Source organism: Candidatus Lokiarchaeota archaeon (assembly GCA_014730275.1).
GTDB lineage: Archaea > Asgardarchaeota > Thorarchaeia > Thorarchaeales > Thorarchaeaceae > WJIL01.
Map to the genome: position 1 here is coordinate 1 of WJIL01000114.1, position 15,391 is coordinate 15,391.

Below are 15,391 nucleotides of genomic sequence, written 5' to 3' on the forward strand. Positions count from 1 at the left end.
ATATGTTGAAGATATGGGGGTTGCCTGTAAAGTCGTCTGTGATTACCCCAAGAACAAGGAACGAGGAAAACCCACCATTATGGGGACCATTCTACTTGCAGATTCTCAAACGGGTGAGCTTAAGGCAATCATGGATGGAACCAGCTTGACAGCTCTCAGAACCGGTGCCTTGGGCGCAGTTGCTGCGAAGTACTTGGCACGTGAAGATGCAGAAACAGTGGGTGTAATCGGTTGTGGTGTTCAGGGTCGAAAACAGCTGGACGGCTTGGCGAAGGTTCGAGATTTGACTGCCGTCAAAGTTTTCGATTTGAATAGCGATGTGATGAGCCAGTTCATTGAAGACATGTCGTATCTGGAAGCTGAGATAGTAGAATCCGATGCAACTGAAGCTCAAGTAGCTGATATTGTGGTAGCTGCTACCCCCTCGAAAACACCAGTTATCAATGGTGAGATAGTCAATCCTGGCACTCATGTTACCTCGATAGGAGCTCACACACCAGATGCGAGAGAGGTAGATGATGATTTCATCGATGTATCCAAAATTGTTATCGATTCACCAGATGCCAAGAAATCGGGTGATATCAAAGCCTATCATGGCGAACTGATTGAAATCAAAGAGGTACTCACGGGCACAAAGGTGAGAACATCTCGTGAGGATATCACGTTTTTCAAATCTGTTGGAACGGCGCTGCAAGACATTGCCGTCGCCAGCTTAGCCTATGAGAAGGCTTTGGAAAAGGAACGTGGGATGAAAACCGCTATCTAATTGATGGTTTGCATGTTTCAAGACCTCGGAAATTAAAAATATCACGGGGAGTATTTTTTGATTCCGTTAGATCTCACAGCATTTGTCTTTTTAGCCATTTATCATGCAAGAATCGGCCATAACGATATAAGGGGAGTTTTGCGCGTCCTTTATATTGGGTCAATTCAAAATGAAATTAGGGCATAAATTGAGTATTGAAAAAATCAAGAAGAAACTGTTGAAATCGGATGATAATCTCAAAAATTCTGAGATTCAAGACCCCATAGAGCTGGCACTGCATGGTAAGAAGTTCACAGAAATCAGTTTGGAAGATATCGAGAGGGTCAGCGAGAATGAACAATCCAAGTACACCGAGAATTCTTCTTGACACTTCTTTTCTGTTGCCAACCTTGGGCTTTGATGTTAGTAGTCAATCAGTATATGCTGCACCGGAGACGATTGCCCATTCTAACATAGAGCCTCATTACTGTGATATGAATCTCTTGGAAGCCTCGTGGCAAGCTGTGAGAGCCTTAAAACGAAATGAATTTGATAGGAATACATTCAGAGATGGTCTTCAATCAATTGAAAACGGCGAAAGATATCATGAAATAGAGACAACTGCAAAGGCCTATGAAATCGTAATAGACCTGTATTCTCTGGTCATGTAGATATGATAGACAATCTTCTTTATTCAATCGCGGTTTTATCTAATCTCCACTTTTTAACGCTGGATTCCCCATTCGTCGACTTTCTTCGAAAGAACGGACTCCATGAAATCATTATTACAGTAGACGAGCTTCATTCTAATTTGACAGGATGAAAGAGCAGTTGAGTTTAATGCGAGCATTGGGGAGGATTCCTAGTAGGTTCTGTAATATACCATGATAACAGAAACCCTGATTTCAATTGCTAGGAAATCTGGGTCGAATCTGATTGATGAAAAGCCCTACGAGGGGAGAGAAACTAGAGCAAAAACTCAAACTACTCTATTATCTATTAATCTAGCTCGAAATGAATCTTCGATGGTAATTGTCACAATTCTATAGTCTCTATGTTTCTTTGCTGCTGGACAAAACACTGTATTAATCATGTGTGATTGCCTGTTGTTTCAAGTTTCGGGGAGTATACTTCTTTGTTGACTATACTTTCTCCATTTGTCTAGCACAAATCCTTAAATTCATACGTATATACGTATATACGTATGGCTAAACGAAGGAAAGTAACTTTGAGTCTGGACAAGGACATAGTTGCAAAGATAAGAGATGAATTACCCACTAATAGAAGCCTAAGTAGTGTCGTCGAGGAGTCCTTGGAGAGTATGTCATCAACTATGTATCTAGAACACCTAGGTTCTGTTCTAGACATTGATGCGAAAATTATGTCGCAAGAAGATATTATTAGCATGAGACAGAAAGGCGCGAAGGCGGAAATGCTTATTCGGGAGTTAAGAGATGAAGCATAGATGACTAAGAGCGTTTACCTTGATACGAGTGCACTTGTAAAGAGGTTTCTCGAAGAAGAAGGCACACAAATCGTAGACTCGCTTTTTGATCGGTGTTATGATGAAGAACTGAGACTGGTTCTCTCCCAGTTCAATTTGGGCGAAGCTGCAGTGGTCTTTAACAAGTATGAGAACCGAGATATCATACCCCATGCAGAGGAATCATTCCAGGTACTTTACAATGAATTACGCCTGCTTAGCAAACTCGGTTCAGCCCGCATAGTTCCATTACTGGGTAAGACAATCAATGATAGCATCCCATTGATTTTCAAATATGATTTGTATATTGCTGACGCCATTCAGATTAAGACTTGCGTGCAACAAGAATGCAGTTGCTTTGCTACATTCGATAGGAAACTGCAGAATGTAGCTGAAGCCGAAGGCCTTAACCTCTTGGAATGAAAACGGAATAGAACCCCTCAGTTCATTTCTTTGGCATATTGAAGTGAGTCTTTATTCAGGGAGAACCTGTTGTTGCCCCTCAAACCCCTCATCAAATCGACATGAAACAGGTATTCATTTCAATCCCGATGTACAATTTATTGAACGCGGTGTTCAAAACGTAGAGTCTTATTTGTAATTGCAGTACTATTCGTAGGTGTTGAGCTTGAAACACTATGAAACAGGTTTGGGAAAAGCCGTTGTTGCATCCGTAATTGTGGGAGTAGTTGTTATCGCTGGTTTCCTTGCTGTAAGCTACCTACTACCTGGTGGTGAAACACCTCCGAATGGGCCTACAGGTCCTGACGGCGGTTTTGGTACAAGGGCTGCAGAGTATCTCAACAGCCGCCGCGATGATGTTGCATTCTACTGGATGTGCAACTCTTCTTTTGTAAATGAGCGTCTCACTCAATACTATCAAGAGACTGAACCAGATGCTTTCGTTGACGGTGTTCGGATGATCAAGAATCAAGAAGTCGGGACAATCGAAGTCTTATTTGCACCATACAGCGCTAACCTGACAGGAACTGGTCAAGTCTCACTCGATGATTGGGCAAGTATGAGCGGATCGCTTGTGGACGATGCAATTGGTCAAATGTCTGATGCTGAAAGTCACCCTGACCATTTCCCCTCAACATGGCCGATAGACTTCTACGTTAGTATTTTCTTCGATGATAACACGTTCTTCTATATCGGGTACACTGAAGCGGATCAGATGGTCTTCTTGCAGAACGGAACATGGAGCGGCCAATTCACTGAATATGGCCATCCAGAGACTACAGGATATGCTGATACTGGATATTGGTTGGACGCCAACGGACTGATGACTGCTGCAATAGATGAATTCTATGAAGTAATTACTGAGAACGTTGCGTATCCAGAGTAAAGGATTAATGAGAAGAGAGCCCTTTATGTCCGGGTTCTCTTCTCATCCCAGAAATAGGGTGACTCCAATGGCGATTGAAGCAGAGGAACAAGAGCTTGTCAGTAAGATGCTGAAGGGTAGAACCATGCGGGTCTACTCGCTTTTGTTGACCAATGACAAACTGGGTGTCCGTGAGATTCAGAGAACCTTAGGATTTTCCAGTCCGAGTCTCGCGTTACACCACCTGACCAAGTTATGTGACTTGGATCTCGTTGACAAGAACGAGCATGGCGAGTACTTTGCAACGGAGATTGTCAAAGTAGGTTCTTTATCTCTCTTTGTGAGAATTGGGAAAGCTTTGTTGCCACGGTTTGTTTTCCTTGCAACTCTATTCGTGGGTGCACTCATCGCTTACAGCATGTTATTCATACAGTGGCCATTGACTGGGGGAGATGTCATGTTCATTGGCGTTTGCGTTGTTGCATTGATTGTTGTGATGTACGAAAGCCGAAGAATTTGGCTTTTGGCTCCTTTCTAGTCAATCTTGACGATTGCTTAATTGTGTGGATTATCATCTGTTTGACCTTCGTACTCGTCAAGTATTTCAAATTCATTGCAACTCTATTCGCGGATGCACTCATCACTTACAGTGTGTTATTCATACAGTGGCCATTGAATAGAGGAGCCAAGAAGACGGGCCGAAAAAGGCTATTCTTCTTGTTCTGACTTGTCGATGATTGGAATAAGCCCCTTCCTCTGTAGAGGTGCTGAGATTCTATTCCTCGCCTTTTCATTCTCTTCCTTGATTCTGTCGATACCAATCTCCTCAAGGCTCTGATTCAGCTCTTTCATTGTTCTTGCAAAGATAAGTCCCTCAGCAGCGGAGATCTCCTTCCATAGGAATCTCTCGGTGCTGATTCCTGCTCCTTCAAGCACCCTCTGGTAGCGTTGGAACCTCTCATACGCGATGATATTTCCGCTGATGTAGTGACAATCTGTGGGTCTGTGGCATGCACCCACCATGACTGCCCCAGCGCCAAGTCTGAAGGCCTCTGCTACAAAATCCGTGTCCACCCTGCCGGAGCACATCACTCTGATGATTCGTGAATTCGGGGGATAGGTGAACCTGCTTGTTCCTGCAAGGTCAGACCCTCCGTAACAGCACCAATTGCAGGCAAAGACCAGAATCTTCTCTTCGGGCTTGTCCTCCAGTGCCGCTCTGATTTGTGAGAAAATCATGGAATCGGTGAAGTGCATTTGGTCAATGGCATCGTGGAGACAAGACGCAACACATGTACCGCAACCATGACAATTGGCTACGTTGATGACCGCAGCCTTACCGTCTTCTGCTGTGATGGCGAAGTAGGGGCATTTATCGACACAGATGCCACAATCATGCTCGAGATTCTTGCATCTCTCTGGGTTAACAACTGCAACAATGGGTTCAATTTCGACAGTGTCTTTCGACAGAATGGTTGCAGCACGCGACGCTGCACCGCTACCAGCTGATACTGAGTATGGTATATCTTTGAGACCCTGACAGGCACCGGACAGGGTAATTCCGTCCACAGGTGTATCAAGGGGCTTGAGCTTCGGATGTGCTTCCATGAAGAATCCGTCAGCGCTTCTGGTGATATGGAGTTTCGCGCCAAGATCTGCAGTCCCAAAGCTTGGCTCACCAGCAGTTGCTAGGACTAGCAGGTCGACCTCAACTTGCACCTCCCTTCCCAGTAATATGTCTTCAGAACGAACAATGAGATTTTTGGTTTCCGGATCCTCGATGACCTCATATGGTCTACCCTTTATGAAGGTGAAGCCGGCATCTCTCCCTCTTGTATAAAATTCCTCATATCCCTTCCCAGACGTCCTGATGTCGATATACCATATGAATATCTCAGTGTCGGGCTCATGTTCCTTAATCAAGATAGAATTCTTCAAAGTATACATGCAGCAAACGTTGGAGCAATACTCGTATTTATTGACATCTCGAGATCCCACACATTGGATGAAACCCACACGACGAGGATGTTTACCATCAGATCTGCGAATTACTTCGCCTCCTGTGGGTCCCCCCGCACAAATGAGTCGCTCTATTTCAAGGGCGGTTAAGACATTCTCGAATTTCCCGTAACCATAATACCCTTCTTGCGCCGCTTCAGATTCTCCACCTCTGACAGGCTCATACATGGAGTGATAGCCTGTAGCCACGGTGATAGTTCCCACCTCAACTTCGATTTCTTCAGCTTGCTGCTCGAGGTCGATGGCTTGCCGTTCGCCGCAGGCATCAACACATTTGTAACACTCGATGCAGTGATCACGGTTTATCGTGTACACGAGTGGAACTGCTTGGGGGAAGGGTACAGAAATGGCCTTTCGTGTTCCGAGGTTCTGTTCCCATGCATTGGGGTACTCGATTGGGCAGACCTCAGAGCACTCACCACAGCCGGTGCAGTTATCTTGGATGACGTACCGCGGATTCTTTCGAATTTTGACCTTGAAGTTGCCAACGTATCCGTCTACCTCTATAATATCAGCAAACGAGATGATTTCGATGTTGGAGTGTCGTCCCGCCTCGACCATCTTCGGCCCCTCGATGCAGATTGAACAGTCTAGTGTGGGGAAGGTCTTGTCGAGCTGAGCCATGTGACCACCAATGCTCTCGTCACGTTCGACTAGATATGTCTTGTACCCCATATTGGCAAGGTCAAGAGCGGCATGGATTCCGGAAACTCCCCCTCCGATTACCATGGCCTTATCTGTAACAGGCACTTCAAATTTCTGCAGAGGCACGGTAAGTGCAGCCTTGACAACTGCCATTTTTATGATTTCTTTCGCTTTTTGCAGAGAGGCCTCGGTCTCCTCGTGACACCATGAGCAGTGTTCTCTGATATTGGCCATAATGAAATTGAACGCGTTCATTCCTGCCTCCGAGACCGTGACCCTAAAGGTGGGTTCGTGCATCCGAGGCGAACATGCGGCGACCACCATCTTGTCAAGTTTGTGGTCCCTAATCCCTTCGCGAATCTCCTTTTGACCGGGATCAGCACAGGCGTATCGGTTCTGTTTGACATATACCACCGAGTCAAGCGTTTTGGCATATTCTTCTAACGCGTCAATGTCCAGAGTGCCAGCTATGTTGGAACCGCAGTGACAAATGAAGACACCGATTCGGGGTTTTTCCACTACAGATGTCACTTGATTCTGCTCGGTCTGTGTGTCAGTCAATTTTGATCGCTTTCCTCCCCTATGTTTCGTCGTTTCATAGCGTTGGCAACTTTGCTTGTTCTTTTCGTACGAAGTTCGCGATCGAAGGCATCAGAGGTTGCCAGTTTCTCTAGCGCTTTGTTCCACGCCCCAGACTTGACAGGGCTATGGCGAACTGATGTCCGTGTAACAATCAACGCCTCCTCTGGCTTTGGGCAGACTTGGACGCATGCCTCACAGTAAACACAGTACTTCTCTAGGGGATAGACATTTCCGTCTCCGTCCAGTTCCAACGCCTCTACAGGACACACATCTAGGCAGCTTTTACAGCCTTCAGGACACTTCTCCTGATTGATGCTGATGGAGCCCAAGAATATCGGACTAACAAGAATTGCGCCTTCTGTCCTGTCTTCACAGATTCTGCAACAGGGACATGATTTCTCATCGATGACTAGTTTTCCATCTTCTACTGAGATTAGATTCAACGGACACAACTCTTCTGTCCTTTCTAAGTATGGAGGTATCCTCTCTTTATTGACCCTGATATCGCGAACATAATGAGGGAAACTCTCTGTTTCGTGGACACACACGATTGGCTCACCGTTGATTGTATGTTCGATTGCACCAAACGGACACATTGCTTCGCAAATGCCGCAGTGGTCGCAGAGATGTTCGTCAATATTAAGAATCGACGTTTGCGCAACCTCTTCGCCGTTTACTATTGTCTTCTCTCTGTCAACAAGAGAAATCGCGCTTCTATGGCAAATCGATTCACAAACGCCACATCCTCTACACTTTTCTCTGTCCACAATCAGCAGGAAGCTTTTTGTGTAAAGCCCTCGTTCGATGACCAAAGCATTATGAGTTTCTGTCTTCTCCAGTCTTAATGGCACATGTCTATACTTCCTCTATCGTCTTGCTATGTTGTTACCAAGATGCGTTTTGTCATGTCACATATATTAAATCTGCTTTTTTAGGAAAGCAGAAACTTGGTGGGAATCTCATGTTTGGATAGACCACCTCCATGTTTCTTACATACCTCATCGACCGACTTCTGAGAGTTCTTTAACGGATTGACACAAATCTGACTCTCTTATTGGAAATTATAGCTAGAAAATGAGGGGAATTGCGTATTCCTAGATTCTATGGAATCGGCTACTCGTCTTCTCGACTGTCCTAGGTTAATCGATCTGGTCGTAAGTGGAAAGGTCTCAATACCTTTATCAGTAGTTGATTCATTCTGACGCTTAGTTATATAAATCGGACTGGCTGAGAGTGGATAGCTTGAAAGGATATGCGAACAATATCTTGTACATCAACTTGCGTACTGGAAAAACAAAGACCGAACCATTAGGGGAGGAGATGGCCAGGAAGTTCCTTGGTGGTGCAGGATTCGGTATCAAAATGATCACTGATTATCAGCGGCCTACCACAGATGCCTTTGATTCGGAGAATCCTATAGTATTCTCATGTGGTACCTTTTGTGGTATGATGGTTCCTGGAAGCGCCAGCAAGTGGGGTGTCGCTGCAAAATCGCCCCAATCACAGGGACTTGGTGAGTCATATTCAACCGGATTCTTTGGCGCTGAACTACGGAGAGCTGGATATGACATTGTCATGGTGACGGGAAAGGCTGAGCGGCCGTCATATCTCTACTTAGAGGATGACAGCGTCCAAATCCTCGACGCCAGCCACTTGTGGGGTAAACATAACTGGGACACGGAGGACGCAATCAAATCAGACCTAGGGGATCCTGGGGTGAGAGTAGCATCGATAGGTCCAGCAGGAGAGAACCTCGTCCGCTTTTCAGCTATCATTAATGACCGGCTGAGAGCAGCCGGGCGCACAGGAATGGGCGCGGTAATGGGGTCTAAGAACCTCAAGGCTGTCGCAGTGAGAGGCTTCAATGATGTAGAAGTCGCTGATATTGATGGCTTCAAAGAGTTGGCGCTTGAGATTTATGAGAAGTCAAGGGGACCCGCTACAGAGAAGTACCGAGGTCTTGGTACTGCGGCCAACGTTCTGACACTAAACAAGCAGGCTGCTATCCCTACGAGAAACTGGCAAGATGCAGTATTTGAGAAGGCAGATAAGATAAGTGGAGAGGCTCTCAATGAAATGTATGTTGAGAAAATACAGGGCTGCGATAGCTGTGGAATGCGCTGCGAGCATGTTGGTGTGGTAAGAGAAGGCCCATTCAAAGGTGCAATCGGTCGTGTCGAATATGAGCCAACCTATGCTTTTGGTTCGTGTACAGGTGTTGACAGACCCGATGCCATCATTCGAGCTGTACAGCTCTCTGACTTATACGGTACAGATGCTCTGTCAACAGGTGTTGTGGTTGCATTCGCCATGGAAGCATACGAGAAGGGAATAATCACCAAGAAAGACACAGGTGGTATAGAGCTCGAGTTCGGTAACGCCGAGGGTATGTGTGACATGATAAAGAAGATTGCTCTTAGAGAAGACATAGGGGATCTCTTGGCTGAAGGTGTTGAACGTGCAGCCGCTAAGCTAGGAAAAGGTTCAGAGAAGTTCGCCATGCATATCAAAGGTGTGGAAATGACTGGGTATGATGTGCGGGGCCTCAAGACCTGCGCTCTAGGTTATGCTGTGTCACGCAGAGGGGCCGACCATCAACGACATGGTGCCTACGGGCCCGATTTGAAAGGTACAGTCGACCGTTTCAAGGCTGAGAAAGGAAGGGGTGAACTTGTCATGGATGGAGAAGACCTCTATAGCGTCATCGATTCCCTCATAATTTGCAAGTTCTCCAGAGGGATATGGGACTACGACAGTTATGCCAAGATGTACACTCTGGCTACTGGGATTCCAATGACTGCAGAGGAAATGCGACGCTGTGGCGAGAGAATTAGCAACTTGGCCAAAATCTATAATCTCCGGGAGGGCATCGGTCGTGAGAAGGACACACTGCCCATCCGATGCATGACTGATCCAATCAAGTCGGGAATTGCAAAGGGTTCCCTAGTCACTCAGGAGGAACTGGATCTTCTTCTTGATGACTATTATGAAACACGGGGTTGGTCAAAAGAAGGTATCCCATCGGAAACCAAGCTCAAGGAGTTAGGACTTGAGAATTATACCGAGCACCTGAAAGGCTTGAGAGGCACAGACACCAAGAAGAAGACCACGAAGAAGGATTGATGGAGGCAACAGAATGGCGAAAGTAAACAAGTTTGTGAGTTGTGACCCAGATCTCTGCACTGGTTGTACTGTCTGTGAATATGCATGTTCTCTTGAGAAGGACGGGGTCTTCAATCCCATTAGGTCTCGGATTAGGGCCGTTCGTGTCTATCCGAGCGGCAATCTCGCGATAGCTTGCAGAATGTGCGAAGACGCTCCTTGTGTCATCGCTTGCCCAAGAGATGCTCTGCAACAAAGTGAGAAAGACGGTCATATCATCGTCGATGAAGACAAGTGCAATGGATGTGGTTGGTGCGTTGAAGCGTGCGATTTTGGAGCAATCACAGTAGGCCCTAACAGAATTGCTATCGTCTGCGACCTTTGTGATGACGAGCCGGAATGTATAGAAGTCTGTCCAGTAGAAGCTCTCTCATTGCAGAGCCGTGAAACTGCAGCACGGAAGTCTCGAATAAATTCAACAGTCTCCCGAATTTTGGCAGCTGAAGCCTCAGAGGTCGACAAATAGAACAAGTATGGCAGAGCCTAAGCTCTGTCTCTCTCTTCTCTCATCTTCGCAGTCATATTCTTGACCAAGCTCTTTACCTTTGCCTCTTCACCATGGACTATGACTGTATCAGCATCCTCCTCTTTGATTGAGAGGCCCAAGTCTGAGGCCATTTTCTTTATCTCTCCGTCTCTAATTACCTCTCCTATCGTAAGGCGGATCCAGTAGTCTGCTCGTGGAACCCCCGGAGAGAACGGTCTTGCCCTTGACACCTGAGGCTCAGATTCTCTGGCCTGTTTGATTCTGGCTATCCATTTGTCCGCATATTCTGGACCCACCCTGTTTTCAGCAAGATAGACTAGTTGCCCTTCCAGATTGTTCAACTGTTCCTCTACCTTCTGCATGGTGTCTTCATAGGTATGGTCTGCCTTCAGGATGTTGATATTCCCGTGGGCAGCCTTCAGTTTCGTCAAGAAGTTTGTAGGTATCTCGACATTTCTTTCCTTGAGATCGCCAAGCAGTTCCTCTAGAACTTTCCAGACAGCGTAGTAATTCCACATAGTATAAGCCTCCTAGACATCCTCTTCTTCCCCTCTCTCCCTTTTCTTCAACAGTGGGATAGTAGGGGCCCTACAACTAGGTACCGGAACTGGCGTCATGCACCCATCACAAAGAAAAATACAATTAATTATTCTTCTACCTCGGGGAAGTATTTATTCTTAACACGTTCTACGAATTTCTTGTTCCAATTCAAGTCTGTTTCGAGACCGATGTTGTCCCGTTCATCTTCAATAAAGTCTGAGTAAGAATCTTCCAAAAGCCATCCATCTTCAAGAAGTGTCTCAGCAGTTTGCCTATAGGTGCGAGGAATATGCTCTTCTTTTGCAGCTATGCGTCGAACTGCGTTTAATATATCCGCAGGGTTGACTCCTTGTGGGCACACCTCCGTGCAGGAATGACACTTACTACAGACCCATAGTTCACGGCTGGAGAGAAGGTCTTCAACTAAGCCCAGTTGAACCATTCGTATAATTTTTCGAGGACCTTCGTATTCATCACTATGTTGAGTGAGAATGCATCCTGCAGTACACGTGCCGCACTGGAAACACATCTTCAGGCTTTCACCACCCGGTTCTCTCAACACCTGATATTTGAACCCAGGATCTACAATGGCAGGCGTTCGATGCGCTACAGGTTCTTTCCTTTCTGTTGTTTCTTCAGTCATGTACTCCACCCACAGATATCTTTGCAGGAAGACTTTTGTTTTCAAACAAACATTCGGTATTAATACTTCCCAATCATGAATTCTAGCTAATGAATACACTACTATAACCTGACATGTTCATATCTCCACTTCTTCAACCTCAAACCAGCCTAGTGGGTTTCATAACTAATCACGTATGAAGTGATATTACTTGATAGGAGTGCAGGAGCTTGAATCCCCCAAAGTCTGCTACCTGCTCGCAGGTTAGCCCGATATTACGCCTTCTTCGCATGCTGCATAGGAAATATTAATCATGGTCAAATTATTTGAATATATGCTCAACCATTTAAATATATCACTGAAGAGGAGGAAAACAATGAAACCCATCAACCTAATTGAATCAGATATAGAGAAGCTTTCCAAGGTGTTTCAAACGCTATCAGACCCATTGAGACTGTGCATTATAGAGATTCTGACACAAGGTGAGAATATCACCGTAAGTGAAATAGCTGAAAGAGTGAATCTGAGTATTAGCAGCGTTGGTCATCAATTGAACAAACTAAAGGATAGAGGATTTGTGGGAGCCAAAAAGATAGGCCGAAAAGCGATTCATAGAATCGAAGATGATTGTATTCATGCCATTTTGAGGAGTACAAAATAGCTCGTTGCCCTACCACCCTCAGGGCATTTGTGAATCGACTGCAGAAAAACAATGTACACAAGATTCAATAAGTCGGAACAGTCGATTTTCCAAAACATCGCGCTAGGGGGATAATGCCGCCATTTCCACTAGGAGGGACTTCTCTGAGAACTTGGATGACTTCACCATCTTGGCTTACTGACTATTTCAATAGAGAATGACCCCCGCTTTTGACTATATTCTACATAATTACCGGATATTCACAAAATCCCGTGTTTCCTAGGACTAGACGAAAGAGAATTAGACTGAGAAGTTACTTCATTTAGGTTCCTTACCCAAAATCCACTACAGCTGGTACTTACGTATGAGGATGCAGATTACTATTCCCAAGGCAGCCACTCCTATAATCAACAGCACATAGGACAAGGAAGGCCCATTCGGCGTTGGAGACGCTACAGTAAATGGCTGAACCGATATCTGAATAACGCTCACATTATTTGAAACTAGAACTGAAGCAGGAACCCACACTTCTTTCCGATACCACGAAGATGGGTCTGCGGAGGGGTCAAATGTTAGAGTTTGATATGACGCTGTGTGGAATTCCCAACCCATAGCAAACTGGGATTGATTGAGATCAGGATTTTGCCAAATGGTATCATAGTTGCTTTCAATGGGTCCACCGCTGTAATTATAGGACCATATGAAGGGCGTGAACTCGGCAGAGATATTCCAGTTATGAGTACAATTCTGGGAGACAACCTCAAGCCAAGCTGTCTTCATCGAATCTAGATAACATGCTCCAAAGAAAACATCAACTGCAAGCACATCACCCAAACCTCCTGTTGAAGTATATTCCAACGTGAATATTAATTCAACATAATGGCTTGTGTTCATGCCTGCGAGAAGCAGATGTCCACTATTTGGAGAACGATCATAGAATAGTAGCATATCACTGTAGTTCATTATCAGATTGCAAGCCGTCTCATTCTCAGACAACTGTGGATGATACTCCGAAATCCATGATTCTATATCTTGTCCAACAAATTGGTACTCTCTGTTTCCTATGTCCAGAGTTACGTTGTGGGGCGGTGGGAAACTAGCAAGATCATCATCACTTGAGTGTGTTGCCTGAATGGGCCCTCCAAAGCATCCTGGAATAACAGATACAAGCAATAGAGTGACTAGGATGGTGATTTGCTTCATGCTTCTCATTTTGCTATCACCTAGTAATAGGTATTTGGTCCATCATAATCAACTGTGTATTGCCAATCTTGACCGTCCAACCGACCGTTAGTTGCACAACCATCGGCAGTAGTCCATTGGCCAATGCTATCATCTCCACACGAATTGTAAACAACTATCGTTGGGCTTGCACCAGAATAAACGTAACATGAAGGATTGTCGAATTCATTCCAAGTGGCATCTGCATGCACCCACGTAGAACCCGTCCAAACTTCGTTCCAAGCATGAACCCATCCCTGAGTGTCATCACCAACCAGCAGTCTTGAAGGTAAACCAACTACTCGCAGAAAAGAACCAAGAACTACTGCAAATTCATCACAGACTCCTCTCCAATTGTAATTGTAAGTGTACATATCTGCATTTGTTGTTGGAAGCGTATTGCTGTCCCCATAATATTCAATAAAATTATGAGTCATGAAAGTCAGTATATATGCTGAATTATATGGATAACTAATTTCATTGTCCACCAAGTATCCAGCATAATATACAATAGGTGGCTCATTACATCTATGGACTGCATACTGAACTGGTACTCCAAAACCATCATTATCGAGACCCTCCCAGTAATAATCTGGATTTCCAGATGTGGATGACATTGCATCTGTTGGAGGAAGCCCACCATACGTCTGGAGATCGGATATGCTATATCGAGCTACAAATTCATAATCCCAAACTTGATTCTTCGATACATAGTCCGATAGGTAACCGGGCGCAATCTGTGGTTGAACGGGTTCCGAATTGAAGGGCTCTACGACCTCATCCTTGAAGTATGCCAATCCGCTGACATGAGTCTCCGCTCGTTTCAATCCAACGGTAACCCAACTGGGATTGTAGCAGGTAAGATAATGCACATCATGAGAGGCGTCTACTCGAATGGAGGTATCCGTGCTGTGTACTTCCCTTTCCTCATCTGGACCAGGGTAGTTGTCAAATCCTTCGAATTTGAAATCGAGGATAGCATAAACATAGCCGCTCATATACACATCAAACTTCACTTGAAAGTTCTGCCCCCTAGTCCACAGGGAAGGAACTGTACTTTGAATAGTAATGCTTCGGGAACTACTCATTATTCTGCTTTCTTGGCTGTCCGAACATAGTCTTATTGAGGATAATATCCCACCCTCACTCATGGTCATGTTGGGAATGTCTAGTTCTGCGAAGGATTCAATACCATTAGCAGACTCTTCAAGAGAAGAAGGAGCCATCACAAATGTACTCTGCTCCAATGAGCAGCAATACGAGTGCGCCGATGACAGAAGCAGCAATCACCAAGTACAGGAAAGGCTTTGCAGGACAGAACTGGTCTATGACCAAAGGATCACAACCATGGGCTACTTCCCAGCCATCAATGTAGCCGTCCCCGTCAGTGTCGTTACTTGACGGGTCAGTACCCAGGTTCAGCTCTCCGGGGTCCGTCAGGCCGTCATCATCGGTGTCGTCTGTGCGGGGATTTGTCCCATTGAGGTACTCCTGCAGATTCGTCAGGGAGTCGCCGTCACTGTCATCTCCAGCGTCGCCCGGCCAGAAGAGGTCTAACGAGAAGGCCACTTCCCAACCGTCGGGCATACCGTCCCCGTCCATGTCCGGGTTGGTCGGGCAGGTCGACCGCGCAAATTCACGGAGGTCATTGAGTGCGTCCGAGTCAGTATCAGGGGAGGCGGGAGACGAGTTGGTGGCCCCTTCGTAGGAGTCCAGGAGGCCATCAGCGTCCGTGTCTGCCCAGTTGCCGGTGGCGCTGGCGCCACCCCGTCGACCGTTCGACGGCCAAGGGTGTGTTAGGATGTTCTCCGCCGGGCATTCCAGACACAGCAAATCAGCTCCCGATGCCACGAGGAGCTCTTGCCTGCTGTCTCCGTCAATGTCTGCACTGATCGGTGATGCGAGACCTGCCTGTTCA

The 15,391-nt window shown here is 45.8% G+C and carries 17 protein-coding genes; 10 read left to right on the forward strand and 7 right to left on the reverse strand.

Annotated features, from left to right (window positions below):
- From GF309_12575 to GF309_12605, 7 genes are all read left to right on the forward strand, one after another.
- A partial coding sequence (locus GF309_12575; protein ID MBD3159619.1) for an ornithine cyclodeaminase family protein occupies window positions 1-766 on the forward strand: 766 nt, incomplete at its 5' end.
- 187 nt (window positions 767-953) lie between these two features.
- On the forward strand, window positions 954-1,133 hold the full coding sequence (locus GF309_12580) for a hypothetical protein (GenBank protein ID MBD3159620.1): 180 nt from the start codon (window positions 954-956) through the stop codon (window positions 1,131-1,133).
- On the forward strand, window positions 1,099-1,416 hold the full coding sequence (locus GF309_12585) for a hypothetical protein (GenBank protein ID MBD3159621.1): 318 nt from the start codon (window positions 1,099-1,101) through the stop codon (window positions 1,414-1,416). The genes GF309_12580 and GF309_12585 overlap by 35 nt, the downstream gene beginning before the upstream one ends.
- Window positions 1,417-1,973: 557 nt before the next feature.
- On the forward strand, window positions 1,974-2,210 hold the full coding sequence (locus GF309_12590; protein MBD3159622.1) for a hypothetical protein: 237 nt from the start codon (window positions 1,974-1,976) through the stop codon (window positions 2,208-2,210).
- On the forward strand, window positions 2,211-2,651 hold the full coding sequence (locus tag GF309_12595; GenBank protein MBD3159623.1) for a PIN domain-containing protein: 441 nt from the start codon (window positions 2,211-2,213) through the stop codon (window positions 2,649-2,651).
- A gap of 205 nt (window positions 2,652-2,856) precedes the next feature.
- On the forward strand, window positions 2,857-3,576 hold the full coding sequence (locus GF309_12600; protein ID MBD3159624.1) for a hypothetical protein: 720 nt from the start codon (window positions 2,857-2,859) through the stop codon (window positions 3,574-3,576).
- Window positions 3,577-3,643: 67 nt separating this feature from the next.
- Window positions 3,644-4,093, forward strand: coding sequence for a hypothetical protein (locus GF309_12605; protein MBD3159625.1), 450 nt, complete (start codon window positions 3,644-3,646; stop codon window positions 4,091-4,093).
- Between the two features lie 170 nt (window positions 4,094-4,263).
- Here the strand turns inward: GF309_12605 and GF309_12610 are convergent, their stop codons facing one another.
- Both GF309_12610 and GF309_12615 read right to left on the reverse strand, forming a co-directional pair.
- On the reverse strand, window positions 4,264-6,780 hold the full coding sequence (locus GF309_12610; protein MBD3159626.1) for a hydrogenase iron-sulfur subunit: 2,517 nt from the start codon (window positions 6,778-6,780) through the stop codon (window positions 4,264-4,266).
- The gene (locus tag GF309_12615; protein MBD3159627.1) at window positions 6,777-7,652 is read right to left on the reverse strand and encodes a 4Fe-4S dicluster domain-containing protein; all 876 of its coding nucleotides are present in this window, start codon (window positions 7,650-7,652) and stop codon (window positions 6,777-6,779) included. The genes GF309_12610 and GF309_12615 overlap by 4 nt, the downstream gene beginning before the upstream one ends.
- Window positions 7,653-8,034: 382 nt before the next feature.
- On the opposite strand from GF309_12615, the gene GF309_12620 reads away from it, so the two are divergent.
- Together GF309_12620 and GF309_12625 are read left to right on the forward strand one after the other, a co-directional pair.
- The gene (locus tag GF309_12620; protein MBD3159628.1) at window positions 8,035-9,924 is read left to right on the forward strand and encodes an aldehyde ferredoxin oxidoreductase; all 1,890 of its coding nucleotides are present in this window, start codon (window positions 8,035-8,037) and stop codon (window positions 9,922-9,924) included.
- A gap of 13 nt (window positions 9,925-9,937) precedes the next feature.
- On the forward strand, window positions 9,938-10,429 hold the full coding sequence (locus GF309_12625; protein MBD3159629.1) for a 4Fe-4S dicluster domain-containing protein: 492 nt from the start codon (window positions 9,938-9,940) through the stop codon (window positions 10,427-10,429).
- A 17-nt stretch (window positions 10,430-10,446) separates the two neighbouring features.
- On the opposite strand, the gene GF309_12630 is transcribed toward GF309_12625, so the two are convergent.
- The gene (locus tag GF309_12630; GenBank protein ID MBD3159630.1) at window positions 10,447-10,968 is read right to left on the reverse strand and encodes a DUF2096 domain-containing protein; all 522 of its coding nucleotides are present in this window, start codon (window positions 10,966-10,968) and stop codon (window positions 10,447-10,449) included.
- 128 nt (window positions 10,969-11,096) lie between these two features.
- On the reverse strand, window positions 11,097-11,633 hold the full coding sequence (locus GF309_12635; GenBank protein ID MBD3159631.1) for a heterodisulfide reductase: 537 nt from the start codon (window positions 11,631-11,633) through the stop codon (window positions 11,097-11,099).
- Window positions 11,634-11,925: 292 nt separating this feature from the next.
- Here GF309_12635 and GF309_12640 point away from each other — a divergent pair, with 292 nt between their 5' ends.
- A complete protein-coding gene (locus tag GF309_12640) occupies window positions 11,926-12,273 on the forward strand; it encodes a metalloregulator ArsR/SmtB family transcription factor (protein MBD3159632.1) in 348 nt (115 codons plus the stop codon).
- A gap of 324 nt (window positions 12,274-12,597) precedes the next feature.
- Here the strand turns inward: GF309_12640 and GF309_12645 are convergent, their stop codons facing one another.
- From GF309_12645 to GF309_12655, 3 genes are read right to left on the reverse strand one after another with little or no spacing between them, the layout of a single operon-like run.
- Window positions 12,598-13,464, reverse strand: a complete 867-nt coding sequence (locus tag GF309_12645) for a hypothetical protein (protein ID MBD3159633.1) — start codon at window positions 13,462-13,464, stop codon at window positions 12,598-12,600.
- A gap of 11 nt (window positions 13,465-13,475) precedes the next feature.
- Complete coding sequence (locus GF309_12650; GenBank protein ID MBD3159634.1) at window positions 13,476-14,699, reverse strand: hypothetical protein; 1,224 nt, start codon at window positions 14,697-14,699, stop codon at window positions 13,476-13,478.
- Entirely contained in the window at window positions 14,680-15,060 is a 381-nt protein-coding gene (locus tag GF309_12655) for a hypothetical protein (GenBank protein MBD3159635.1), read from the reverse strand. The genes GF309_12650 and GF309_12655 overlap by 20 nt, the downstream gene beginning before the upstream one ends.
- Between the last annotated feature and the right edge of the window lie 331 nt (window positions 15,061-15,391).

What these genes read in the sequence shown, in the direction of transcription:
- GF309_12585 (MBD3159621.1), top strand. Translation starts at nt 1,099, where the DNA reads ATGAACAATCCAAGTACACCGAGAATTCTTCTTGACACTTCTTTTCTG.
- GF309_12595 (MBD3159623.1), top strand. Translation starts at nt 2,211, where the DNA reads ATGACTAAGAGCGTTTACCTTGATACGAGTGCACTTGTAAAGAGGTTT.
- GF309_12605 (MBD3159625.1), top strand. Translation starts at nt 3,644, where the DNA reads ATGGCGATTGAAGCAGAGGAACAAGAGCTTGTCAGTAAGATGCTGAAG.
- GF309_12625 (MBD3159629.1), top strand. Translation starts at nt 9,938, where the DNA reads ATGGCGAAAGTAAACAAGTTTGTGAGTTGTGACCCAGATCTCTGCACT.
- GF309_12630 (MBD3159630.1), bottom strand. Translation starts at nt 10,968, where the DNA reads ATGTGGAATTACTACGCTGTCTGGAAAGTTCTAGAGGAACTGCTTGGC.
- GF309_12635 (MBD3159631.1), bottom strand. Translation starts at nt 11,633, where the DNA reads ATGACTGAAGAAACAACAGAAAGGAAAGAACCTGTAGCGCATCGAACG.
- GF309_12640 (MBD3159632.1), top strand. Translation starts at nt 11,926, where the DNA reads ATGGTCAAATTATTTGAATATATGCTCAACCATTTAAATATATCACTG.
- GF309_12645 (MBD3159633.1), bottom strand. Translation starts at nt 13,464, where the DNA reads ATGAGAAGCATGAAGCAAATCACCATCCTAGTCACTCTATTGCTTGTA.
- GF309_12650 (MBD3159634.1), bottom strand. Translation starts at nt 14,699, where the DNA reads ATGGCTCCTTCTTCTCTTGAAGAGTCTGCTAATGGTATTGAATCCTTC.
- GF309_12655 (MBD3159635.1), bottom strand. Translation starts at nt 15,060, where the DNA reads ATGCCCGACGGTTGGGAAGTGGCCTTCTCGTTAGACCTCTTCTGGCCG.